This window comes from Providencia sp. PROV114, assembly GCF_032704305.1.
Lineage (GTDB): Bacteria > Pseudomonadota > Gammaproteobacteria > Enterobacterales > Enterobacteriaceae > Providencia > Providencia rettgeri.
The window spans coordinates 3355114-3380067 of sequence record NZ_CP120528.1 but is presented as its reverse complement, the minus strand read 5'-3'; the positions used below and the strand labels follow the sequence as shown (position 1 = coordinate 3380067).

Below are 24954 nucleotides of genomic sequence, written 5' to 3'. Positions count from 1 at the left end.
CACATTTAATCATTCAAATTGCAGCAAAGTGAGCACTAAGGCGTTTGCTGGGCTTGTGGCCGGGACAATGAGTCAGTCTATTTGAATTATAATGAGTATTGTTGATTATCACGCATAATTTGTGTAGCCAGACGTGCGAGACACCAAAGGGGCGATATATTAATTCAACCGAAGGCTATCGTCACCTGTTAAAAAAACATCAAAGGTAGAATAAATTTTAAAACAAAAGGGTAATTTGCCCAGTTAGCAGGGTATCAAAGTCATCCTGTAAGAAAGGCAAGATAGCATCTGCTATCGGTTTGATTTGTTTGGATATATAATGTTCGTAATCCGGTTTTGCCGTGATGATTTCCAATGGTTCAGGCCCCGCCTGAGTAATAATATAGTTTATCCAACCGCCATTTTGGTACTGCAAAGGGCGCTGTAATTTTAAATTATAGTCATCAGCAGTACGAGCGGCTCGAACATGCGGAGGAACATTTTTTTGGTAATCAGTCAATTTTCGGCGCAGACGCTTACGATAAACTAAACGGTCATCATATTGGCCCGAACGAATATTTTGGACATACTCACGAATATATTCACGGTAAGGTTGGTGATAAAAAATACGGGTATAGAGCTCTTTTTGGAATATTTGTGCTAATGGTGTCCAGTCTGAACGAATGGTTTCCAGCCCTCTAAATACCATGGTGTCTTTACTCAATCCTGCATAGCGCTTTTTGCTCCCCATTTCGGCACCACGTACGGTGGGCATCAAAAATCGGCGGTAATGGGTTTCATACTCGAGCTCTAAAACACCGTCTAATTGCCATTCTTCTGCTAAATGTTTTTTCCACCAACTATTTACGTAATCACGTAAAGCAAAGCCAATTTTTTGTGCTTGTTCTTCATTGTGGGCATCACGTAACCATACAAACGTGGAGTCGGTATCTCCATAAATAACTTGGTAACCCTGTGACTCAATCAAGCGTTTGGTTGTACGCATAATTTCATGGCCACGCATGGTGATTGATGCGGTCAGTCTTGGGTCAAAAAAACGGCATCCTTCAGCTCCTAATACTCCAGCAAATGCGTTCATAATAATTTTTAGCGCTTGGGATAGTGGTGCATTATGCTCTTTTTTGGCTTTATCCCGCTCTTGCCAGATATGGCTGACAATATCGGGTAAACAGTGGGTTGTGCGAGAAAACCAAGCTTGGCGAAAACCGGGAACCGAATGTGCAAGGTTAGGGTGTGCTAACCCGTCAATCATACCTGCAGGGTCGATGAGAAAAGTTCTAATAATTGAAGGATATAGGCTTTTGTAGTCCAAAACTAATACGGAGTCATATAACCCGGGTTCGGAGTCCATGACAAAGCCCCCGGGGTTCAGTTGCATTTTTTGTTCTGTGAGGTTGGGCGCAACGAAACCAAGTCGGTGTAAGCGGGGAATATAAAGGTGTGAGAATGCAGCTACAGAGCCCCCCATTTTATCAACAGCAAGACCTGTTACCGTTGAACGTTCCTGCAAGAAAGCCATTAAATCGGTTTTTTCAAAGATTCGATGGACTAAAATACAGTCCTGAATATTGTAGTGAGCTAAAGCAGGTTTATCGTGAGCGAAACGACGGTTGATCTCATCCATTCGGTCATAAGGGGTATCAATCGCTTTACCTTCACCAAGTAGCGCTTGGGCGACAGACTCTAAACTAAATGATGGAAAACTCCAGGTTGCTGCTTTTAATGCATCGATACCATCAATAATTAACCGGCCTTCAGCAGCGGCAAAAAAGACGCCTTGTTTAAATCCATGCTCTCGCCATTCCAGCTTTTTGCTTTGCCGGCCAAACAATAAGGGGATGCCATAACGCTCTGCATGTTTTTGTAATACTTGTAGGTCGAATTGGATTAGGTTCCAACCAATGATGGCATCAGGGTCGTATTGGTGAAGCCATTCATTGAGTTTATGAAGTAATTGCGGGCGGCTATTCACATAGATTAAGCGATGTTCAGCGCTCAATGCAGGCCCTTGTTCTGGCCCCAACATAAATACCACGTTGTCACCACAGCCAGACAGCCCTATAGAATAGAGTTCACCATGTTGGCTGGTTTCGATATCAAGGGAAACGGCCTTGACTAAGGGGCGGTAGCCTTCGCAAGGTTTTAGTTGAAACTCCCCTTGCTGATTTCGAGAAAACCAGACAGAGGCCGCGATAAAGCGTTCCATTAGATACCGTTCACTTGGGCGAATATCGGTTTCTAATAATTCAACACCCAATTCGTTGCAGTTTTTTTCAAGGTTCTGTAATTGTCGATATTGGTGGCAATAAATCGCATAGACCTTTTCACGTTTAAAATCAATTAATTCAAGAAGCCGATAGGTAATATTGGGTTGTTCATCTAATAGGTGTTTTACTCGAGGAAATTGAGATTCAGCTAAAAAACCAATCGCTTTTTGATATGGAACAGTGACCTTTTGTGGTTGGTTATCAGTGAGTAGCCAATAAGAGACCTCGACACCGTGACGGGTGTCTCTCCAGTGCCGGCTAAGAATAAAGCCTCTTTCCGCTGGGGCGATGAGTTGGGTCATTAGACTACTCGCATAAAAATAGTTAGGATAAATATACGCGAATAGTGTGAATTTATACAGTGCTAATTATTAGAAACGGCTGTAATACTCAATAAAGCAGATGCTGCACTTTGCCCTTGTAATAGGCTTTGGGTATCGCCATCGTAAGCAATTTTGCCCTCTGCAATAACCAGTGTTCTCGGGGCAATTTGTAGGGCATCATCAACATTATGAGAAACCATTAACAGTGTGATTGATTTCTCCGTACAAATTTCCTTGAGTAATAGTAGCATTTCTCGGCGTAATGCAGGGTCGAGAGCAGAAAAGGGTTCATCGAGCAGTAAAATCGGTTGATTACGGATCATGCAGCGTGCTAATGCCGCACGTTGCCGTTGCCCCCCCGACAGTTGCGCCGGTAACCTATCTAAACATTCACTCAGGCTGACACGACTCGCCATTTGCTCAACTTGCTGAATTTGCGTTTTATTGAGGCGCAAATTGGGTTGTAACCCAAGGCCAATATTTTGCCGGATCGTCAGGTGTGAAAATAAATTATTTTCTTGAAATAGCATAGAAACAGGGCGCTTAGCGGGTGGGCTAAAGGTATGGTCTTCGCCATTAAGCTCAATCGTACCATTATTGGGGAATTGAAAGCCGCTAATCAAACTTAATAGCGTACTTTTCCCTGCACCACTAGGCCCCATAACAGCAACAGATTCACCAGATTGAACAGAAAAATCAAACGACATTGTCAGGTTGTCGTATTGGTAATCTAGCTGAGTCAATTTAATCATGATGTTTTCCTGAAATACGTTCAATCAAGCTAAATAAGCAAAAACAAAGCAATAACAATAGCATGGCTGTCACTGCACCATCGTTTGATCGGTAAGCCCCTATTTGCTGATAAAGATAATAAGGGAGCGTGCGGAAGTTATCATTGCCAAATAACGCGACGACACCAAAATCACCAATTGAGATAACACAGGCAAACGCAAGAGCTTGAGCGATTGGTTTGCGTAGTGCTTTCAGTTCAATAATTCGCAAACGATTAAAACCCGAAATATCGAGTGATTGGCATAACGGGTTATAGCGTTCAGCACTGTCTCGCATAGGGTTTTCTAATACTTTTAACGCATAAGGAATGGCCAACAAAGCGTTAGTCATGATAACTAATGGGTAAGGGGATTCAGGTAAGCCTATCGTTTCATTAAAAAAGATAAAAAAACCTGTCGCGAGGACGATACCCGGCATGGCTAAAATAATTAACCCGCTAAGCTCTATGGCTTGCCCTAAACGAGCTGCTTGGCGTAAGCGCAATTCGCGGCTGCTCCATAACAACATTAAGGTTAGTACCACACAGACAGCGCCAGCACACAGTGCAATAAACACTGAGGTTGCCGTGGCTTGCCATAAGGCGGGTTGCTGCAATACCGCCCAAAGTTGCCCATTTAATCCATCGAAAATAACCGCGAACAGCGGGGGGAGTAGTGATAGTATGGCAGCGGCGATGAGCAAAAAATCACGAATGCGGCGAAACGTGTTATCAGCAGGATCAACCCATTGGGACTGATGACTAAAACCAACAGAAAATACACTATTTACTCTGTGGCAGATAAACATCAAACCGACACAGAAGAAGAGTTGAATTAATGCTAAAATAGTGGCTCGCCCTAAATCAAAATCATAATTAAGTGCTTGGTAAATAGCTAATTCGATGGTCGTAGCTGCTGGGCCACCCCCCAACGCGAGAACAGTCGCAAAGCTGGCAAAGCACAGCATAAAAATTAACGCAGCAGTGGGTAATATTTGTCTCCGTAAATAAGGCCATTCTAAAATGGTAAATTGCTGCCACTCATTAAACCTCAGCTGTGCTGCAATTTGCCGTTGCTCAATAGCGATATTTTCTAAAGATTGTAATAGCATACGCGTTGCTAGCGGCATATTAAAGAAGACATGTGCTAGCAAAATCCCCTTTAGGCCATAAGGCGAAAAACTGTAATTAAGCCCCAATAATTGGCACAGTTTAGCCAGCCAACCCGTTTGCCCGTAAACCGATAAAATACCAAATACGGCAACTAACACAGGAAGAACCAACGTCATTGCACATAAGCGTAAAAATAGAGTTCGCCCAAAAAAACGACGGCGATGCAATGCTCTGGCGAGAAAAATAGCAGGGACTACAGAAAAAATAGCGGATAAAAAAGCCTGCCAAAAGGTAAAACCAATCACATGCCACAAATAGCTATCGCTGATAATATCAGCCATTGAAATTTCAGGCGCAAAAAACCACAGAGCACCAAAACTAATGAGTGCAACGGTAATCAGTAATCCGGAGGCCAACGCCCCCGGTAATAGAGATAAATTAATTAGCGACTGACGGCGGTTTGCCATAAACGAGTCCAATTTTGGCGTTCTTTGGCCACTTCTTGAGAACTAAATTGTAAGGCTTTTTCAGGTAGAGGTAACTGGTTATAGACCTCTGGCAATGGAATATCAATGACCGGATACATCCAGTTGGTTGTTGGTAAAGTATTTTGGAATTCAGGGGTTAAGACAAACTGTAAAAATTGTTTTGCCAATTCAGGCTCTGGACTGTTTTTTAACCTTGCAGCCACTTCAACTTGCATATAGTGCCCTTCATTAAATAAGGCGGCAGCATAGTTATCTTTTTGGTCATTGAGCATTTGATAGCCCGGCGATGAGGTATAACTGAGTACAAAATCACCTTCTCCTTTTAAGAACAGGCCATAAGCTTCACTCCAACCTTTTGTTACGGTAAGCGTTTTGCCTGCCATTTTTTGCCATGCATCAGCAGATTTGTCGCCATACAGCTTTTCAATCCACAGCATCAAGCCAAGTCCAGGGGTACTGGTTCGAGGGTCTTGGTAAATAATTTTCCAATTATTTTCACTATTTAATAATGCATCCATGCTGGCTGGTGGTTGTTTAATTTTATTAGTGTCATATATAAATGCGAAGTAACCATAGTCATAAGGAATGAAAGTTGAGCTATCCCATGAAATAGGGAGTTTTAATGCGCTGGTATTAATGTCAGCAGGGGCAAACAGGCCTGTTTTTTCAGCAGAATCTAATAAATTATTATCTAACCCTAAAATCACATCCGCTTTGCTTTTTTTTCCTTCCATTCTGAGTCTGTTTAGCAGAGCTACGCCATCCCCCAGTGCGATTATTTTTAACTCACAATCGCACTGCGCTTCGAAATTCTTTTTAATTTGTGGGCCCGGTCCCCATTCTGCTGCAAAGGAATCGTAGGTATAAACAGTAAGCGTTGGTTTATCAGCCCATGCCAATTGACTTAAACTGAGTGCACTAAAGGTAAGAATAGATGCTATAATTTTGTTTTTAAACATGCTTTTTCCTGCGCTAAAAGATAGTGACACAGGATTTGAGGAGGAACCGGTGCAGATATGCAGGCGGTGGCTCAAATCCCTACGCCGGTATTAACCGGATCAGGTTCTACGGGTTATTTCTCAGCCTAAATAAATTCGGCACCCCGTTGAGATGTTCACTATTGTAGTGACTTCAGGCATATCTGCAAACTGTATTGATATAGGTTTACCAGTTTAGGTATGTGTGAAACAATTAGGCATCTTTCAAATTTGGTTATTGAGGTAGTCTGTGATTGATGATGATGGCTACCGCCCGAATGTAGGAATTGTAATTTGTAATCGGCAAGGGCAAGTTTTATGGGCCCGCCGCTATGGTCAGCACTCATGGCAATTTCCTCAAGGAGGCATCAATCCTGGGGAATCGCCGGAACAGGCGATGTATCGTGAGCTATACGAAGAAGTCGGGCTACAGCGTAAAGATGTCAGGTTATTGGCATCTACCCGTAATTGGTTACGTTACAAATTACCCAAGCGTTTGGTGCGTTGGGATACAAAACCTGTTTGTATTGGGCAGAAACAGCGTTGGTTTTTACTCCAACTTCAATGCAATGATGCCGATATAAACGTGCAGCGCAGTAAATCGCCAGAATTTGATGGCTGGCGATGGGTCAGTTATTGGTATCCTGTTAGGCAGGTCGTTTCTTTTAAACGTGAAGTTTATCGGCGTGTCATGAAAGAATTCGCCCCCGTAGTAATGCCTTTACAGGAACAAAAATTACCACAACGACCCACTTTTAATAACCGTAGGCGTGGAGCAAAGTAGCCTATGTTGATGCGTTTACGTGAAATTGTCGAAAAAGTTGCAATGGCGACAAGTTTGACTGATGCGCTAGAAGTGTTGGTGAATGAGACTTGCAAAGCAATGAGAACAGATGTTTGTTCCATTTATTTAGCCGATCACCTTCGCCAATGCTATTACTTAATGGCAACCCGCGGGTTAAAAAAACCTAGCGGGATTGCTATTCGTCTAGGTTTTGATGAAGGTGTCGTAGGGGCTGTAGGGCGCCAGTCTGAGATGCTCAATCTAGCCGATATTCGTGAACACCCTCAGTATAAATTCCTGCCTCAGCTTAAAGAAGAACGCTTGAGAGCTTTCTTAGGTGTTCCCGTGGTCTATCGTCGCCAATTATTAGGCGTGCTGGTGGTACAGCAGCGGGAAAAGCGGTTGTTTAATGAAACCGAAGAATCTTTCATGGTCACATTGTCAATGCAACTGGCTGTGATTTTGTCACAAGCGCAAGCGAAAGGTATTTTTGGGCAATATCGGCAAAATAGAATTAAAGCGATTCCGGTATCACAGGGAATTGCAATGGCTTATGGGTGGCAAGATAGCTCCCAACCTTCTTTAGATAGTATTTTCCAAGCGAGTGCTATTGATATCGATAAAGAAAAACAACGCCTTGTCGCCGCTCTTGAAAGTGCCACAGCAGAATGTCGTCGTATTAGTAAGCGTTTTATGGCTAGCTCAGCAAAAGAAAGTGCTGCGATTTTTGATCTCTATAATCATCTACTTAGTGACCCTCAACTAAAAAAACACCTGTTTGCCGCTATTAATGACAATGCAACCGCTGAATGGGCGGTTAAAACGGTTATTGAAAATTATGTGGAGCAGTTTTCTCGCCTGCGTGACCTTTATCTAAGGGAAAGAGGGGCAGACTTAAAAGCATTAGGTCAACGCTTATTGTTTCATCTTGATGATTCACTTACCGCAAATGAACAATGGCCAGAAAGCTTTATTTTAGTTGCTGATGAGCTAAGTGCTAGCGTGTTGGCTGAGTTGCCTATTGAACAACTTGCCGGTGTGGTCGTGCGTGACGGAGCAACACATTCTCATTCTGCGATTTTAATCAGAGCCATGGGGATCCCTGCAATTATGGGGGCTGATATTGAGCCTTCGTTATTACATAACCGCCATTTAATATTGGATGGGTACCGTGGTGAGGTCTTTATTGAACCTGAAAATTTAATTGTTCAGGAATATCAGCAAATTATTGAAGAAGAAAATGCCATTAGCCGCTTAGCTGAAGGGACTCTTGAGCAAGATGCAATACTTAAAGATGGCGAAAAAGTTCACATTTACCTTAATGCAGGTTTAAGTCCGCGTTACGAGCAACAAATTAACACTGGGGTTGATGGTGTTGGTTTGTATCGTACTGAGCTGCCTTTTATGCTGCACAATGGTTTTCCCTCGGAAGATGAGCAGAAACAGCTCTATAAGGAAGTTTTGCAACTTTTTCCTACCAAACTGGTTGTGCTAAGAACTCTTGATATAGGGGCAGATAAACAGCTGCCTTATATGCCAATTAGCGAAGAAAACCCAAGCTTAGGTTGGCGTGGTATTCGTATTATGTTGGACCAGCCCGAGATCTTTTTGATTCAGCTAAGGGCTATGTTACGGGCGAATACGCTTTCGGGTAATTTACGTATTTTATTACCGATGGTGACAAGTGTTAATGAGATAGACGAAGCAATTTTGCTGGTTAAAAGAGCAAGAGAAGAAGTGAGTGTTTTATTAAAAATGCCAGTTGAGATGCCTCAAATTGGTATTATGCTTGAAGTTCCTTCTTTACTGTTTTTACTACCTGAAATTAAAAAACGTGTTGATTTTATCTCTATCGGGACTAATGACTTTACACAATATTTACTTGCTGTTGACCGTAATAACACCCATGTAGCAGCGCTATATGATAATCTTCATCCCTCAGTTGTGCGCTTTTTAGCAAAGGTAAGTGAAGAGTGCCAACGCCTGGAACTCCCTGTAAGCGTTTGTGGGGAAATGGCAGGTCAACCACTTAGCGCAATGGTATTAATTGCACTTGGGTATCGCTCTTTAAGTATGAGTGGGCGTAGTGTTCCTCGCATGAAATATTTAATCCGCCAGCTTGACCCTGCTTTGATGTCACAGTTAGTACCGAAGTTATTGGCTGCAGAAACTTGTGATAGCGTTAGGCAAGAAGCCAGTGAGTTTATGGAACAGCACCGTTTAGGTGGTTTTGTGCGTGGTGGAATTTAATTTACAACAAGATGTAAGCATCTAATTTGGTTAAGGCCTAAAAATATCAAGTATAAATGGTGATACTTTTTGTTGTATGCTTCAGGGTGCTTCACAAATTGAAGCCTGTTGAATACGTAATAGTCGACGAGTAGTTGGCTTAATGATTAAAAAGTGGGGAACAATGAGTAACAACTACTTAGCATTTCCGGAAATAGATCCTGTTATGTTTTCGATTGGGCCAGTGTCGTTACACTGGTATGGTTTTATGTACCTTGTTGGTTTTGTTTTTGCCCTTTGGCTTGCAGGGCGTCGTGCCGCAAAACCAAATAGTGGCTGGACAAAAAATGAAGTCGAAAACTTGTTATATGTTGGCTTTGTTGGCGTATTTGTTGGTGGTCGGCTAGGTTACGTTTTCTTCTATAATCTTCCTGTTTTTCTTGATGATCCTCTATACCTCTTTAAGGTTTGGGATGGCGGTATGTCCTTCCATGGGGGCTTAATCGGTGTGATATGTGCCATGATGTGGTTTGCTCATCGTACTCGCCGTCGTTTCCTGCAAGTTTCTGACTTTGTTGCACCATTAATTCCATTTGGTTTAGGCATGGGGCGTATTGGGAACTTTATTAATGGGGAGCTATGGGGACGAGTTACACTTGATACGCCATGGGCATTTTTATTTCCACATTCACGCAGTGAAGATATTCAGCTTGCCGCCCAAGACCCTTCGTTACTACCCATATTAGAGCAGTATGGTGTGCTACCAAGACATCCATCACAACTTTATGAAATGTTCTTAGAGGGAATTGTTCTGTTTCTCATCTTGAACTTATTTGTGCGTAAGCCCCGCCCTATGGGGAGTGTTTCTGGGCTATTCTTGATTGGTTATGGTGCATTTAGGATTATCGTTGAATTCTTTAGGCAACCGGACGCACAGCTTGGTTTATTTGGTGGTATTAGTATGGGGCAAATTCTATCAATCCCAATGATTATTATTGGCATTCTAATGATTGTCTGGGCTTATAAATATGGTAAGAATGTGCCGGCTCATAAGCCACTAAAAGAGACTAAAAAGAGTTAATTAGTCCATTTATTGGGGCTAACTTAGTCTGTTGAGTATAACTATTTTGTAAATAAAACAATGAAATACAATAAGGCGAAGGTTAGCCACTTAAGTTATTTTTGAAAAAGAGAGTCACTATGAAGCCGTATCTTGATTTATGCCAGCGTATTATTGATGAGGGTCAATGGGTTGAAAACAAACGTACAGGTGTTCGTTGTTTAACCGTTATTAACGCTGACCTTGAATATGATGTTGGTAATAATCAATTCCCCTTGATTACGACTCGTAAAAGTTTCTATAAAGCGGCGATAGCTGAACTTCTCGGTTATCTCCGTGGCTATGACAATGCAGCTCAATTTCGTGAAATTGGTTGTAATACTTGGAATGCAAATGCAAACGAAAACCAAGCATGGCTGAATAATCCCCATCGCAAAGGTGAAGACGATATGGGGCGCGTATATGGTGTTCAAGGGCGCTCATGGCAACGCCCAGATGGAACACATTTAGATCAGCTGAAAAAAGTCGTCAATAACTTAAAGAATGGTATTGATGACCGTGCGGAAATTATCACTTTCTATAACCCTGGTGAATTTGAAATGGGCTGCTTGCGTCCTTGCATGCATACTCATACTTTTTCACTATTAGGTGATACGCTACATTTAACATCTTACCAGCGTAGCTGTGATGTACCTCTTGGTTTAAATTTCAACCAAGTACAATGTTTTGTTTTACTCGCTCTAATGGCTCGTATTACAGGACATAAAGCAGGTAAGGCTTATCATAAAATTGTGAATGCACATATCTATGAAAACCAATTACCTTTAATGCGTGATGTCCAACTAAAACGTGAGCCTTTTGCTTCTCCGTCATTGATTATTAACCCCAAAATTCAGTCATTAGAAGATCTCGAAACATGGGTAACTTCAGATGATTTTATCCTTGAAGGGTACCAGTGCCATGAGGCTATCAAATATCCATTTACTGTTTGATTAGTGAATAAATTTTTAACTAAGATGGTTTTATCAAAAACCATCTTAGTATTGTTTTTTAATATCTTATTAATTTTCCTCCTTTATCAATCTCATCATCCTTGACGAAATTTATCTTGGCTCATAAGCCATTTACTTTCGTGTATTTATTTTGACTGAACTATTTCTTTGCGAGGCTCTTCGCAAATTGAGTTGTATTGCTCTGAATCTATCTATTTTTTTGCGAAACGTTATGCAGTTTGTAATCACAAAACTCGCTATACCGTTTTTTTTGGGCAATCTCAGGCTTGTGTATGAAAAAGTGGAGTCACAACAAGATGAGAGTTGATTCAAATACAATACAGCGTGGTTTCACCTTAATTGAAATTCTTATTGTTTTATTTATTTGCTCTTTCATTATGTTGTCCGGTTTATATCAATGGCAACAGCAGGTAGAAAGACAACGGTTAATCGATGCTGCTAGGCAAGTATCTGAGTTTATTTATAGCCAAATGATAGAAGGGGTCTATTTAAATAGGTACCAAATATTATCGGTTAAGGTTGGGAAAGGTGATTGGCAGCTTATTGTTAAGGATGCAAATAACAAGCAGCAAGTTGGCAAGCTAACAGCAGAAAGGCACCAAGGAATAACTCTTAGCAAAGCAAGCCGTACTTCAATCCAGCTTTATGGAAAACAGGGAACTATTCGTGCTTTTAGCATAGAGCTAAAAAATCAACATGAGCAAATCACAATTTATATTTCTTCATTAGGTCGTATAAGAAGTTGTAGCCATAAAAAAATGGCCGGAGTACCGAAATGTTGACCCTCTTAACTAACGATAAATTAAAAAAGCAGCAAGGATTTACGCTAATTGAAATGTTGATGGCAATGGCTATCAGTAGCATTGTGTGTGTATCAGCGATGAGCGCTATTCCCACATTATTTAAACAAACTTATCGGTCTTACATTCAATATCAAATAGACAGGGATATAAGACAAACATTGATAAACATGGAAAAAGATTTTAGAAGGATTGGTTATTGCAGTAGCCTGAATTGTGGAAAGGAGCCTTTAAAAATTGCATCTAAGGCTTTAAGCCAAGGGAACAATTCATGCATTATTTTTGCTTATGACCAAGATTTATCAGGTAACTGGGAAAATATTAAATCTAAATCGATAGATTCTGATTATTTCGGTTATCGCTTAAATAATGAAAAATTAGAAACCAATAGGAATGTCAGGGATTGCAATGGAATACGTTGGCAATCGCTATTTGATGAGAAGCTAATCAAGGTTAAAAAATTAGTATTTAATTGGCGGGAAAATGTGCAATTACTTGAAATGGAAATTAGCCTTAGAACAGAGTTATTACCTAATCAAACATTTAATTACCGAATAGCGGCCTTGGTTAGAAATTTATGAAGCGTATAGAGCAACAACAGGGAAATGTTTCTCTATTGATGGTTATTATTTTTATCACAATAGGCACATTATTGATTAAATCTGTGCATTTCTTCCAAGAACGAGCTAGAGATGAGCAGCGTAATGAAATTAAGTATTTCGATGCTTTTAATAAAGCAGAATCAGCCCTTGCATGGGGAGGAACATTGCATTGGGATAGTAAACATAGAGAACTAAGGCATTGGGTTTGCCAGAAAGAGGAAACTCAACAATGGAAAAGTTGCTTAAAACATTACAAAGGGGCGACTTTCGTACTTTCGGGACAAAGTCATTACCGCTCTGAAAATGAAATTAAAGTTTACCGGTGGATGGTATTGGATGTAAATAAACGACAGTTTTTTCCTCGTGAAAAAGGGTGGTTAGATTATTGTCCAGTGATTAAAAAAGGGTTTTGCGAGTGAGAATAAAGCAGCAAGGGTTTGCATTAGTTGAAGCGATGATTGGCGTGGTTATTTTTGCTATTTCACTGGTAGCTTTGGTAAACTATTCTCAATATATCATATTGAATTTTAATCAATTGTATATGAATTCTTCGGCAATTAGAGTGCTGCATAGCACATTAGAAAAAAGCGTAATGTCAGGGAAACCAATATCAGGGGAGAAAAATTCTTCCATAGGGCCAAATTTGCGTTACCCTGAATGGAAAATGCAAACAGTTCGCATACCACGGGTCGATAACTGTACTGAGTTAATGGTATCGTTAACGGTAAAAAAACAGCCATTTTCATTGAGTCGTTGGTATTGCTCAACAGGAGAGCATCATGTTTCAAGTGTATCATTCTAATCAATTAGATTTATTAAAAGATCTAATGACTCATTTAATGAAAAATGAACCACTTTCTCATCCTTTTGAGCAAGAAATAATTTTAGTACAAAGTCCTGGAATGTCACAGTGGCTACAAATCGAACTTGCTAAGCAGTTTGGTATCGCTGCAAATATTAATTATCCCTTACCTGCAACATTTATTTGGGATATGTTTAGGCGGGTCTTACCGAAGATTCCAAAAGAAAGCGCTTATACCAAACAAGCAATGACATGGAAATTAATGACAATATTGCCAACCGTCATTAACGAAGAAGAATTTGAACCTTTAAGGCATTATCTTCAAGAGGATACCGATAAACGTAAGCTGCATCAACTTGCAGGTAGGATTGCTGATTTATTTGACCAATATTTGGTATATCGCCCACAATGGGTTGAAATATGGCAAAAAAATGAATTAATAGAGGGGCTAAGTGAAAATCAATTGTGGCAAAAACGTTTGTGGCAATGCCTTGTTGATTATTCAAATGAATTAAAACAGCCGCCTTGGCACAGAGCTAATTTATATCAACATTTTATTGATACATTATCATCGAATCCTGATTTAGGAATAATGCTGCCAAAGCGTATTTTTATTTGCGGTATCTCATCTCTTCCACCTGTTTATTTACAAGCTATCAATGCAATAGCAGAACATACAGATGTTCATTTAATGTTCACTAACCCATGTCGTTATTATTGGGGAGACATTCAAAGTGCATCATTTTTAGCTAGGTTGCAGCAAAGGAAACTTCGGCATTATCTTGACAAACATGAAATTTCTCGTTTTAAACTTGAGGATCATACTCCTAATTTATTTAATGAAAATGGTGAGCAGGATATCGTAAATCCACTGCTTGCATCGTGGGGAAGGCTAGGACGAGACAACCTATACTTTATTTCTCAAATCGATAGTGCTAATGAAATTTCAGCTTATGTTGATACTGAACGAGCCAATTTATTAGAGAATATCCAGCAGGATATTTTAGATCTCGAAAACCATGCTCAATTAGGAACAACATTAGAAAATTATGAAACGAGTGTGGGTAAGCGGCCAATCAATGAGCTAGATGATTCGATAACATTCCATTTATGCCATAGTGCACAGCGGGAAGTCGAAGTATTACAAGATCATCTACTTTCTCTCTTTGAGCAAGACCCATCGTTAACCCCGCGTGATGTGATAGTCATGGTTGCCGATATCGACAGCTATGCTCCCTATATTCAGGCTGTTTTTGGTAATACAGCATCAGTTCGTTATATCCCTTTTTCAATATCCGATAGGAAAGCGCTACAGGCTCACCCTATTTTACAAGCATTTATTATGCTACTCGATTTACCTCAGAGCCGCTTTTCAACGGAGCAAGTTCTCAGTCTACTTGAGGTTTCTGCTTTTTCTCAACGTTTTGGTATTGATGAAAGTGAATTAAGTTTATTACGCCGCTGGGTTAATGAATCAGGGATTCGCTGGGGGCTTGATGATGATAATGTACGCTCCTTCGCTTTGCCGGTGATAGGGCAAAATACATGGGAATTTGGCTTAAGTAGAATGTTGCTTGGCTATGCAATGGACAGTAGAAATGGCCCGTGGAATGGTATTTTACCTTACGATGAGTGTAGTGGCTTAGCGGCTCAGCTTGCCGGGAAATTAGCATTATTAATCAATACACTAAGAGAGTGGCGCGCTGTACTAGCACAGGAACGTCCACTTGCAGAATGGAAAGAACTTTGCCAGCAATTACTTGATAGCTGTTTTATGGTTGATGGTGAAACTGAACTGGTTCTCGCACTATTGACGGAACAGTGGCATCAAATAATTGATAACGCGATAACTTCAGGATATGAAGAGCAAATTCCATTACGATTAATTCGTGATGAACTTTCAGTTCGTTTTGATGATGAAAAGATTAGTCAACGTTTCTTGGCTGGAGCCGTTAATTTTTGTACTTTGATGCCAATGCGCTCGGTGCCATTTAAGGTTGTGTGTTTACTGGGGATGAATGATGGGGCTTACCCTCGGAATATACCGCCTTTAGGGTTTGATTTGATGGCTGAAAAGCCTGTGCGTGGAGACCGAAAACGCAGGGACGATGATAGATATCTGTTTTTAGAAGCATTGAATTCAGCATCTAAACAACTTTATGTTAGCTATATCGGGCTTTCTATTCGCGATAATCAACCTTGTAATCCATCAGTATTAGTAACTGAATTAATTGATTATATATGCCAAAGCTTTTGTTTAGTTGGCGATGAAACGTTGACCATTGATGAAAGTGCTAAGCGGTTAAGCGAGCATCTGGTCATTCAACATAATAGAGTCCCATTTGCAAAAGAAAATTTTTTACCAGAAACACCTTTTCAGAGCTTCGCGAGCGAGTGGTTACCTGCCGCAAAAACAACAAATAAAGTTGATGAACCATTTTGTTCAGTACTTGAAACTCGTGAACCCATTACGGAAATTTCTTTAGAACAATTATTACGTTTTTATCGTCACCCGATTAGGGCATTTTTTCAACAACGTTTGAAAGTACATTTTTCTATTGAAGAAACTGAACTACCAGAAGAAGAGCCATTTAACTTAGGTAGATTACAACGATATAAAATTAATGATCAAATTTTAGATTTACTTGTCAAAGATAAGAATATTGAGCCTTTTTATTCTGCTTTAAAAGCATCGGGCCAGCTGCCTGCTAGGCAATTTGGTCAACTTTTTTGGGAACAGCAGTTGAACGAAATATCGCCATTAGCCGAAAAAGTTAAAGAATATGATATGCAGCTATTTGATTATCCGTTTGATTTTCAGTTAAATGGGATAAAAATCACAGGGTTACTGAAAAATATTCATGAAACAGGAATGGTACGCTATCGTCCTGCTTACTTAACCGCTAATGATGGGGTGCAGCTATGGGTGGAGCATTTGCTATTTAACTCACAAATTGGTGAAGGGGAAAGCCTTGCACTAGGAAGAGATAATAGTATTTGGCAGTTTTCCGCTATTAACAAAGAAGATGCATTGGTTTATCTACAAGATTTAGTCGTAGGCTACTGTGAGGGGTTTAATTCTCCGTTAATTCTTCTTTCTCAAAGTGGTTGGAGTTGGGTTAAGGCTTGTTTTGATAAAAAGACGAAACAGTACGATTTTTTGAGTGAAGAAACTCAGCAAAAAGCATTATCTGCTTTGCTCCAAAACTTACAAGGAAGTCAGATACAAAGAGGCGAGATGGAAGATGATTATGTGTCAAGAATTTGCAGAAGCATTGATGATGTGATGATTAAAACTTTATTATCAAATACTCAGCGGTTTTTATTACCGATGACAAAATACTTGAAATGACAGGAGAGCACCAAAGGATGCAATATTTATCCAAAAATATCGCTCATCTATTTTTATTACTGGTAATTTTTTTCGGTGGCCAAGCGATTGCAGCACAACCACTTTGGCAAATTTTGCCTGAAACAGTAAATAAAAGCGAAAGTGACCCTAGGGAATATAAAGCCATCAAACTCAGTAATGATATGACGGTTTTATTAGTATCAGATGCCAAAGCGACAAAATCATTGGCTGCTGTATCGATACCTGTTGGTAGTATTGAAAACCCAAATAGCCAATTAGGGCTGGCCCATTATTTAGAGCATATGGTTTTAATGGGTTCTAAAAAGTACCCCGAGCCAAGCAGTTTCTCTGAGTTTTTACAAAAACATGGTGGTAGCCATAATGCAAGCACGGCATCTCACCGCACTGCTTATTATTTTGAAGTTGAAAATGGCGCATTAAAAGAAGCAACGGACAGGCTTGCAGATGCATTGGCTGAGCCACTTTTAGACCCGATTAATGCAGATAGAGAACGTAATGCAGTTAATGCAGAACTTACAATGGCACGTTCTCGTGATGGGATGCGTATATGGCAAGTACGTTCTGAAACATTGAACCCATTACACCCGAATTCGCGTTTTTCGGGAGGGAATTTAGAGACTCTAAAAGATAAACCTAATAGCAAACTACAAGATGAGCTAGTGGGTTTTTATAAGCAGTATTATTCTGCAAACCTAATGAATGCAGTACTTTACGGCGACCAGTCTATTGAGTCATTAGCGAATATCGCACAGGAAACATTTGGGCGTATACCTAATTTTAATGCAAGTGTTCCTGCTGTTAATATCCCCGCAGTAACGGAGAATGAAAAAGGTATTATCATCCATTATGTGCCGGCTCAACCGCAAAAAGCCATACAAATTGAATTTAGTATTAAAAATAATATGGCAGATTTTCGCAGTAAAAGTGATAACTATATTAGTTACTTAATTGGCAATAGAAGTCCAGGGACACTAGCTGATTGGTTAATATCACAAGGACTTGCTGAAGGTATCAGCGCTTCTGCATCCCCAAATTTAGATAGAAACTATGGCTCTTTCTCTATTTATGTCACGTTGACAGATAAAGGCTTACAAGAAAGGGACGAAATTATTGCAGCTATTTTTTCTTATCTTGAGTTAATTAAGAACGATGGAATCAATAAAAGTTACTTTGATGAAATAGCAAAAGTTCTTAATTTATCATTCCGTTATGGTTCAATTGTTAGGGATATGAACTACATTGAATGGTTATCAGACCAAATGATTGATGTTCCTGTTAATCATGTTCTGGATTCAGATTATATTGCTGATAAGTATGATCCTGAGGCGATTAAACAGCGTTTATCAGAGCTCAGCGCGCAAGAGGCAAGGATTTGGTTTATTAGCCCAAATGAACCGAATAACAAAAAGGCGTATTTTGTTGATGCGCCGTATCAAGTTAACAAAATTACAGCAAAACAATTTAAATCGTGGGCAAGTTTAGAATCTAAAATGAATTTTAAATTACCCGCTTTAAACCCGTATATTGCTGATAATTTATCATTAATTAAAACTAGTAAGGCTTATAAACACCCTGAATTCATCTATCAAGATGGCAATACGCGTGTGTTATATATGCCAAGTCAATATTTTGCTGATGAGCCAAAAGCAAGTATCACTTTATCATTACGTTCTAATCAAGGGGATAAAGATGCCAAGGAACAAGTAACGGGCTCTTTATTACAATATATCGCTTCATTGAAAATGGATGAGCTGCAATATCAAGCATCGGTAGCGGGTATGTCAGTCTCTGTTTCTCAAGGAGTTGGTCTGCAATTAAATGCCAGTGGTTACACCCAACATTTACCTGAACTCTTTTTATCCATGACTCAGCTATACCTGAATTTTGAGCCAACGGAACAAGAGCTAGCCCAAGCAAAATCTTGGTATAAAGAGCAAATTGAAGTTGCTAATAATGCGAAAGCTTATGAGTTGGCTATGCAACCGCTTCAACGTATTAATAGTGTGCCTTACTTTGAGCAAGAACAGCGTTTAGCGGAGCTAGATAAAATTTCACTGCAAGACATCACTAGCTACCGTGAAATGATAGTTAAAAGCGCAGCATTACAAGCGTTGGTCTTTGGTAATATGACTGAGTCACAAAGCATTAAAACTATTAAAGATGCACAGCAATTATTAAAGAGCGAAGGTACCAATTGGTGGCGTGGTGATATTGTCGTTATTGACAAAAATTATCTAGCCGATTTCCAAAAGCAGGGAAATAGCTCAGATAATGCGCTTGCTGAAATCTTTATTCCAGACGGTTATAGCCGCATTGATGGTGCAGTATTATCAGGTATTCTTTCTAAAGTGATTCAGCCTTGGTTTTATGATCAACTAAGAACTAATGAGCAACTGGGTTATGCAGTATTTGCTTTTAAAACTGGGCTGGGTGATCAGTGGGGTATGGGCTTTTTGATTCAAAGTAATGCCAAAACACCGAGTTATTTGAATACACGTTACCAACAATTTTATCTTCAAGCATTAGAGAAACTGAAAAAACTACCGATAGATGAATTTAATCAATATAAACAATCTATTATCACGGAAATGAGCCAACCACCTCAAACATTCTATGAGGAAGTTGGTCGTTATTCATCTGATTTTTCTAGAAATATTTTCAGTTTTGATACTCGTGAAAAAGTTATTGCAACTTTAGGTAGTGCAACGAAAGAACAAGTCATTGAGTATTATGAAAATGCAGTTATAAAGCACAAAGGGTTAGCCGTTAGCTCCCAAGTTATAGGCCGAGGAGTTGACACTAAAGTAGGATATGCGCATCTGAAAGATTGGGTGCTTTACCCAACAGCTTCTCAGTTGCAAAAGATTTTACCAATAAAGGAAGATGCTGAGTGAATAAAGTGCAGGTAGAGTCCCAATTACTGAATGTTTTTTCCTTGCCACTGCGTGGACAGCGGTTAATTGAAGCATCAGCAGGAACGGGTAAAACGTACACAATTGGTATACTTTATCTGCGGCTTTTATTAGGTCTGGGAGGCGTTAATGCGTTTCCTCGGCCGTTAAGTGTTGAAGAAATCTTAGTTGTAACATTTACAGAAGCTGCAACGAATGAGTTACGTGGGCGTATTCGTCAACGTATTCATGATATGCGCTTAGCTTGCTTAAGAAATGGTGTTGGTTTCGAGTCGCAGCCTGAGTATCTTGAATTATTAGCCGAGCTTTCGGGGGAGTCTCAAAGAGAATTCGCTGCGCGATGGTTGCAGGCTGCGGAAAGGCAAATGGATGAAGCAGCAATATACACTATCCATGGTTTTTGCCAAAGAATGCTAGTTCATAATGCATTTGAGTCAGGAGTGCTATTTGAACAGACCATGATTCAAGATGAATTTCCGATTCAGAAACAAGCCTGTGCAGATTTTTGGCGCCGCCATTTTTACCCTTTAAATTACTCCATGACGAAAGTCATTCAGTCACTGTGGAGTGGTCCTGAAGCATTGCTCTCGGAGATTAAACCTTTCTTACAAGGTGATATTCCTTTAATTATTAACCAACCAAAGCAAATTGAATCTCTAGAAGAACGGCATCAGCGACTAATCTTGTTAATTGAGTCTGTAAAAGCGGCATGGTTAGAAAATTCAGCAGATTTTGAGAAGCTTATCGCTGATTCCGATGTTGATAAACGAAGTTATAGTACTCGTTTTCTACCTACATGGTTGATAAAAATCGGTGAATGGGCTCAAGAAGAAACAGAAGATTATCAGCTACCTAAAGATCTTGAACGCTTTTCACAAACGGTACTACATAAAAAATCAAAAAGTGGTTCGGGGCCAGAGCATGTTGTTTTCCAAAGAATAGATGAGCTACTTTCTCAATCATTAACCCTAATAGATCTGATTATTCCACTGGCTATTGCAGAGGTGAGGGAGGCTATCACTTTTGAAAAACATAACCGAGGTGAGATGGGGTTTGATGATTTGTTGACCCGTTTAGACAGTGCTCTTGCTCAAGAAAGCGGAAAATTTTTAGCTCAAGCTATTAGCCAACGTTTTCCCGTTGCAATGATAGATGAGTTTCAAGATACAGATGCACAGCAATACCGTATTTTTCAACGCATTTATCGGGAAGTTAATGACAGTGCATTACTTTTTATCGGCGACCCTAAACAAGCTATATATGCTTTTCGAGGCGCTGATATTTTCACCTATATCGAAGCAAAAAATGAAGTTAGTGCTCACTATACATTAGAGACTAACTATCGTTCATCGCAAAATATGGTTGAAGCTATTAATCATCTATTTTCTCGTTGTCAGTCCCCATTTATTTTTGAGCAAATTCCTTTTCAACCCGTTAATTTTGCTAAACAAAATAGTGATAAAAAACTTATTCATGATGGTGAAAAAGTCAAATCACTTACATTTTGGCAACTTGAAGCGGAAGGTATCTCCGTTGCTGAATATGAACAAGCAACAGCTTCACAATGTGCGGTGCAAATAGCACAATACTTACAAGGCGGGTTGCAAGGTAGTAGCTATTTTGACAATCAAGGGGCGCATACACCTGTTGAAGCTTCTGACATTACAGTGTTGGTGCGCAGCCGACGAGAAGCCGTATTAATTCGTGATGCTTTAAATCGGTTAAATATCCCTTCTGTATTTCAATCTAATCGGGAAAGTGTATTTTCAACACCAGAAGCGAGAGATTTACTGTGGTTGCTACAGGCAGTTTTAACACCCGAAAAAGAACGTGTTTTGCGTAGTGCATTGGCGACAGGGATATTGGGTTTAACCGCTAAACAAATTGATGACTTAAACCATGATGAAAAATCGTGGGAAAAAATTGTAGATGAATTTGCTCGTTATGCCATGGTTTGGCAAAAGCGTGGCGTGCTTCCCATGCTTAGAATGGTCATGGCGCAGAGGCAGATTGCAGAAACGTTATTATCAGGCACTGATGGAGAACGCCGCTTGATGGATGTGATGCATATTGGTGAGCTATTACAAGAAATGTCATTACAGCTTGAAGGTGAGCACACACTAACACGTTGGCTAGCACAACAAATTGCCCATCCTGACCATCAATCTGACGTACAGCAAATGCGTCTTGAAAGTGATAAACACTTGGTGCAAATCAGTACCATTCATAAATCTAAAGGCCTTGAATACAAGATTGTTTGGTTACCTTTTGCGAGCAATTTTTTACCTCAATCTAAAGGCTTGTATCACGACAGAACAGATTATGGGGTACGTCTAGATTTAAATGATAGTGAAGAAAATGTCGCTTTAGCTGATGAAGAACGTCTAGCAGAAGACCTGCGTTTATTGTACGTGGCACTTACAAGAGCCATCTATCACTGTAGTGTTGGTATTGCACCATTAATTAAAGGTAATAGGAAAAAAAGTGGTGAAACAGACTTACACTTATCTGCGCTGGGCTATGTTATCCAAAAAGGACAAGCTGGAGACTGCTTACTATTAAATGACATGTTGGCTGAGATTAGCAATGACGTTATTGATGTTATCGTGATTAATCAACCTAAGTCGGAACGTTTATTATTAGAACAAAATGACAGCGTAAACTTGTCTGCAAGAACGGTGACTCGTCATTTTAATGATCATTGGCGTGTTACTAGTTATTCGGGGCTAAGTTACGGCTCAAGCCATACAGAGGCAGAACAATCAGTTTCAGCATTGCAATTTGCGAATTCATTAGCCCCTAATATGGATATTGAGGCCAGTATTGATGTGGAGCAGCAGGAAGGTGAGTCTTTTACTCTAACCCCTCATCAATTTCCTAAAGGCGCATCTCCGGGAACATTTTTACATAGCTTGATGGAGGAAATTGACTTTAGTGAGCCGGTTTCTCAAGAGTGGTTGTCTGAGAAACTTGAATCCTCAGGGTTTGACTTACATTGGGCATCAATGCTGCAAGAATGGCTACACGCAATTGTACAGGCACCATTATCAGAAGACGGGCTATGTTTGTCTGCATTACAGGTTCAAGACCAATTAGATGAGATGCAGTTTTATCTTCCTATTGAGTCAATATTGAGTGCAAGCCACTTAGATAAGATAACGCATCAATATGACCCATTATCACAACGTTGCCCCCCGCTCAATTTTGAGAAAGTTCAGGGGATTTTAAAGGGCTTTATTGACCTCACCTTTTACTGGAAAGGTAAATTTTATCTTCTTGATTATAAGTCAAATTATCTAGGGAAGGATGCTAGCTTTTATACCCAAGAGGCCATGGCTGAAGCGATGATAGACCACCGCTATGATTTACAATATCAACTATATTCGTTGGCGTTACATCGTTACCTAAAGCAAAGAATGCCTAATTATGACTATGAAGCCCATTTTGGAGGCGTTTATTATTTATTTTTAAGAGGAATAGATAATGTCAATTCAAGTAATGGAATTTTCTTTTGTCGCCCAATAGGCGCTTTTATTGAAGCGTTAGATAGCTTATTTAAAAATGCTCAACAAGGGGAGTCAGCTTAATGAAATCCCTATTTAATCAGGCTATTGAGGAATATATCTTTACACCTCTAGATGTGCAATTTGCTTACAGTATTTCTGACAATAAGCACCCTATAGTGCTTACTATTGCCGCACTTCTTAGTGCAGAAACCATGGCTGGACATGTTTGTTTAGCGCTGGCAGATGTTATACCTGAAAAATTATTTGCAGGAAGGCACCCAGAGTTAGCCGCTGAATTTTGGCAAAAAATGGGAGAGCCGAGCGAACAAGAACTTTATCAAACGCTAAAACAAGCAAATGCAGTGTCACTATCAACAGAAAACAAAATCTCTCCTTTGGTGCTTTCGGGGGGATACTTATATTTTCAACGAATGTGGCAATATGAGCAGTATGTCGCAAACTTTTTCGCTAGTACATCAGTAGACAAACAAAATAATGCTCAAATTAAGAGTGTATTGGATAGCCTATTTCCCATTACTGATGAAATAGATTGGCAAAAAATTGCCGCAGCAGTTGCTGTAACCAGTAAGGTATCAATTATATCAGGGGGGCCGGGGACAGGAAAAACGACAACAGTTGCGCGTATCCTTGCGGCATTAATTAAACTTGAAGCCAGGCATCACCATAAAATTAGAATTGAGCTGGCCGCTCCAACAGGTAAGGCTGCTGCTAGGTTGACAGAGTCCCTCGGTGAGGCGATGAAAAAAATTCCTTTAACTGATGAAGAACGCGCTGTTTTACCTAATCATGCAAAAACATTGCACCGTTTATTAGGGGCTCAACCTGAGAGCCAGCAGTTTCGCTATAACCGTGATAATCGTTTATCTCTTGATGTACTCATTGTTGATGAAGCCTCAATGGTAGATTTACCTATGATGAGTAAATTACTTGAGTCATTACCTGAAAATGCAAAGTTAATATTTTTAGGTGATAAAGACCAATTAGCCTCGGTCGAGGCAGGGGCAGTATTAGGGGATATTTGTCAGTTTGCTGATAATGGTTATAGTGTAGAAAGAGCGTCTCAGCTTTCGGAACTAACGGGGCATTCTATCGAATCTTATGCATCACCAAGCGGCCCTGCTATTCGTGATAGCCTATGTCTACTACGTAAAAGCTACCGTTTTTCTGCAGACTCAGGGATTGGCCAACTCGCTTTTGCTGTAAACGAAGGTAATGTTTCTCAAGTTCAACAATTACTAAACCAACAGCGGCCGGATGTACATAGTTATATCCAAGAAACTGCGGATGATTACGCGAAAATTTTATTAGATGCCGCTGAAAATTATAAGGAATATCTGCTTGCGGTAAAAGATAAAGAAGACCCTGAGCAGGTTTTGAAAAAATTTAACCAATATCGGTTACTAACGGCTCTGCGAGAAGGACCTTTTGGCGTTATTGGCCTAAACGATAAATTGGAAAAATTGTTTCATAGACAAGGGATAATAAACCGCCCATATAATTTATCGAATAAACACTATGCAGGCCGGCCAATTATGATTAGTCGTAATGATAGCCCTCTAGGACTCTTTAATGGGGATATCGGTATCATTTTACCTGATGAAGAAAATGCACTTAGAGCTTATTTTCAATTTCCTGATGGGACTATACGTGGAGTGCAACCTAACCGACTCCCACAACATGAAACAGCTTATGCGATGACAGTTCATAAATCACAAGGTTCGGAGTTTGCTCATACCGCATTGGTTTTACCAAATGTATATTCTCCCGTAATGACCCGTGAGCTAGTGTATACGGCGATAACTCGAGCTAAAAAAGAGCTATCTCTTTATGGCAGTCCAAAGGTATTACGTCGAGCAGTTGAAACGCCAACCAAGCGGCGAAGCGGTTTAGCGACCCAATTAATGTGACTAGTTTA

General features: G+C 40.0%; 16 protein-coding genes and 1 riboswitch. Of the genes, 12 read left to right on the top strand and 4 right to left on the bottom strand.

Annotated elements, in window-relative coordinates:
- Nucleotides 1–217: 217 nt before the first annotated feature.
- From P3L37_RS15110 to thiB, 4 genes are all read right to left on the bottom strand, one after another.
- Nucleotides 218–2569: a DNA polymerase II gene (locus P3L37_RS15110; protein ID WP_109911782.1), complete on the bottom strand. Its 2352-nt coding sequence runs from the start codon at nucleotides 2567–2569 to the stop codon at nucleotides 218–220.
- Nucleotides 2570–2631: 62 nt separating this feature from the next.
- On the bottom strand, nucleotides 2632–3342 hold the full coding sequence (gene thiQ, locus P3L37_RS15105; protein ID WP_004908647.1) for a thiamine ABC transporter ATP-binding protein ThiQ: 711 nt from the start codon (nucleotides 3340–3342) through the stop codon (nucleotides 2632–2634).
- A complete protein-coding gene (gene thiP, locus P3L37_RS15100) occupies nucleotides 3335–4939 on the bottom strand; it encodes a thiamine/thiamine pyrophosphate ABC transporter permease ThiP (RefSeq protein ID WP_238562562.1) in 1605 nt (534 codons plus the stop codon). Before thiP ends, thiQ begins: the two co-directional genes overlap by 8 nt.
- Nucleotides 4915–5919, bottom strand: coding sequence for a thiamine ABC transporter substrate binding subunit (thiB, locus tag P3L37_RS15095; RefSeq protein ID WP_109911784.1), 1005 nt, complete (start codon nucleotides 5917–5919; stop codon nucleotides 4915–4917). The genes thiP and thiB overlap by 25 nt, the downstream gene beginning before the upstream one ends.
- A 58-nt stretch (nucleotides 5920–5977) precedes the next feature.
- A riboswitch (TPP riboswitch) is annotated at nucleotides 5978–6075 on the bottom strand.
- A 112-nt stretch (nucleotides 6076–6187) separates the two neighbouring features.
- Here thiB and rppH point away from each other — a divergent pair.
- The 12 genes from rppH to recD all read left to right on the top strand — a co-directional run bounded on the left by rppH (nucleotide 6188) and on the right by recD (nucleotide 24946).
- On the top strand, nucleotides 6188–6721 hold the full coding sequence (gene rppH / locus P3L37_RS15090) for an RNA pyrophosphohydrolase (RefSeq protein ID WP_004908658.1): 534 nt from the start codon (nucleotides 6188–6190) through the stop codon (nucleotides 6719–6721).
- Between the two features lie 3 nt (nucleotides 6722–6724).
- Nucleotides 6725–8971, top strand: coding sequence for a phosphoenolpyruvate--protein phosphotransferase (gene ptsP / locus P3L37_RS15085; RefSeq protein WP_004908660.1), 2247 nt, complete (start codon nucleotides 6725–6727; stop codon nucleotides 8969–8971).
- 163 nt (nucleotides 8972–9134) lie between these two features.
- Nucleotides 9135–10031: a prolipoprotein diacylglyceryl transferase gene (lgt, locus tag P3L37_RS15080; protein WP_110731770.1), complete on the top strand. Its 897-nt coding sequence runs from the start codon at nucleotides 9135–9137 to the stop codon at nucleotides 10029–10031.
- Nucleotides 10032–10150: 119 nt separating this feature from the next.
- Nucleotides 10151–11002 carry a thymidylate synthase gene (locus P3L37_RS15075; RefSeq protein ID WP_004908666.1) on the top strand — a complete coding sequence of 284 codons (852 nt, stop codon included), beginning with the start codon at nucleotides 10151–10153 and terminating at the stop codon, nucleotides 11000–11002.
- Between the two features lie 293 nt (nucleotides 11003–11295).
- A complete protein-coding gene (locus tag P3L37_RS15070) occupies nucleotides 11296–11805 on the top strand; it encodes a prepilin-type N-terminal cleavage/methylation domain-containing protein (RefSeq protein ID WP_051128879.1) in 510 nt (169 codons plus the stop codon).
- Entirely contained in the window at nucleotides 11799–12404 is a 606-nt protein-coding gene (locus P3L37_RS15065; protein ID WP_109911785.1) for a prepilin peptidase-dependent protein, read from the top strand. Before P3L37_RS15070 ends, P3L37_RS15065 begins: the two co-directional genes overlap by 7 nt.
- Nucleotides 12401–12844 carry a DUF2509 family protein gene (locus P3L37_RS15060; protein ID WP_004908674.1) on the top strand — a complete coding sequence of 148 codons (444 nt, stop codon included), beginning with the start codon at nucleotides 12401–12403 and terminating at the stop codon, nucleotides 12842–12844. The genes P3L37_RS15065 and P3L37_RS15060 overlap by 4 nt, the downstream gene beginning before the upstream one ends.
- Nucleotides 12841–13227, top strand: coding sequence for a prepilin-type N-terminal cleavage/methylation domain-containing protein (locus P3L37_RS15055; protein WP_004908676.1), 387 nt, complete (start codon nucleotides 12841–12843; stop codon nucleotides 13225–13227). The genes P3L37_RS15060 and P3L37_RS15055 overlap by 4 nt, the downstream gene beginning before the upstream one ends.
- Nucleotides 13205–16579, top strand: a complete 3375-nt coding sequence (recC, locus tag P3L37_RS15050; RefSeq protein ID WP_110731771.1) for an exodeoxyribonuclease V subunit gamma — start codon at nucleotides 13205–13207, stop codon at nucleotides 16577–16579. Before P3L37_RS15055 ends, recC begins: the two co-directional genes overlap by 23 nt.
- Nucleotides 16580–16596: 17 nt before the next feature.
- Entirely contained in the window at nucleotides 16597–19494 is a 2898-nt protein-coding gene (gene ptrA, locus P3L37_RS15045; RefSeq protein WP_109911788.1) for a pitrilysin, read from the top strand.
- The gene (recB, locus tag P3L37_RS15040; protein ID WP_272667393.1) at nucleotides 19491–23099 is read left to right on the top strand and encodes an exodeoxyribonuclease V subunit beta; all 3609 of its coding nucleotides are present in this window, start codon (nucleotides 19491–19493) and stop codon (nucleotides 23097–23099) included. Before ptrA ends, recB begins: the two co-directional genes overlap by 4 nt.
- Entirely contained in the window at nucleotides 23099–24946 is a 1848-nt protein-coding gene (gene recD / locus P3L37_RS15035) for an exodeoxyribonuclease V subunit alpha (protein ID WP_109911790.1), read from the top strand. The genes recB and recD overlap by 1 nt, the downstream gene beginning before the upstream one ends.
- The last annotated feature ends 8 nt before the right edge of the window (nucleotides 24947–24954 follow it).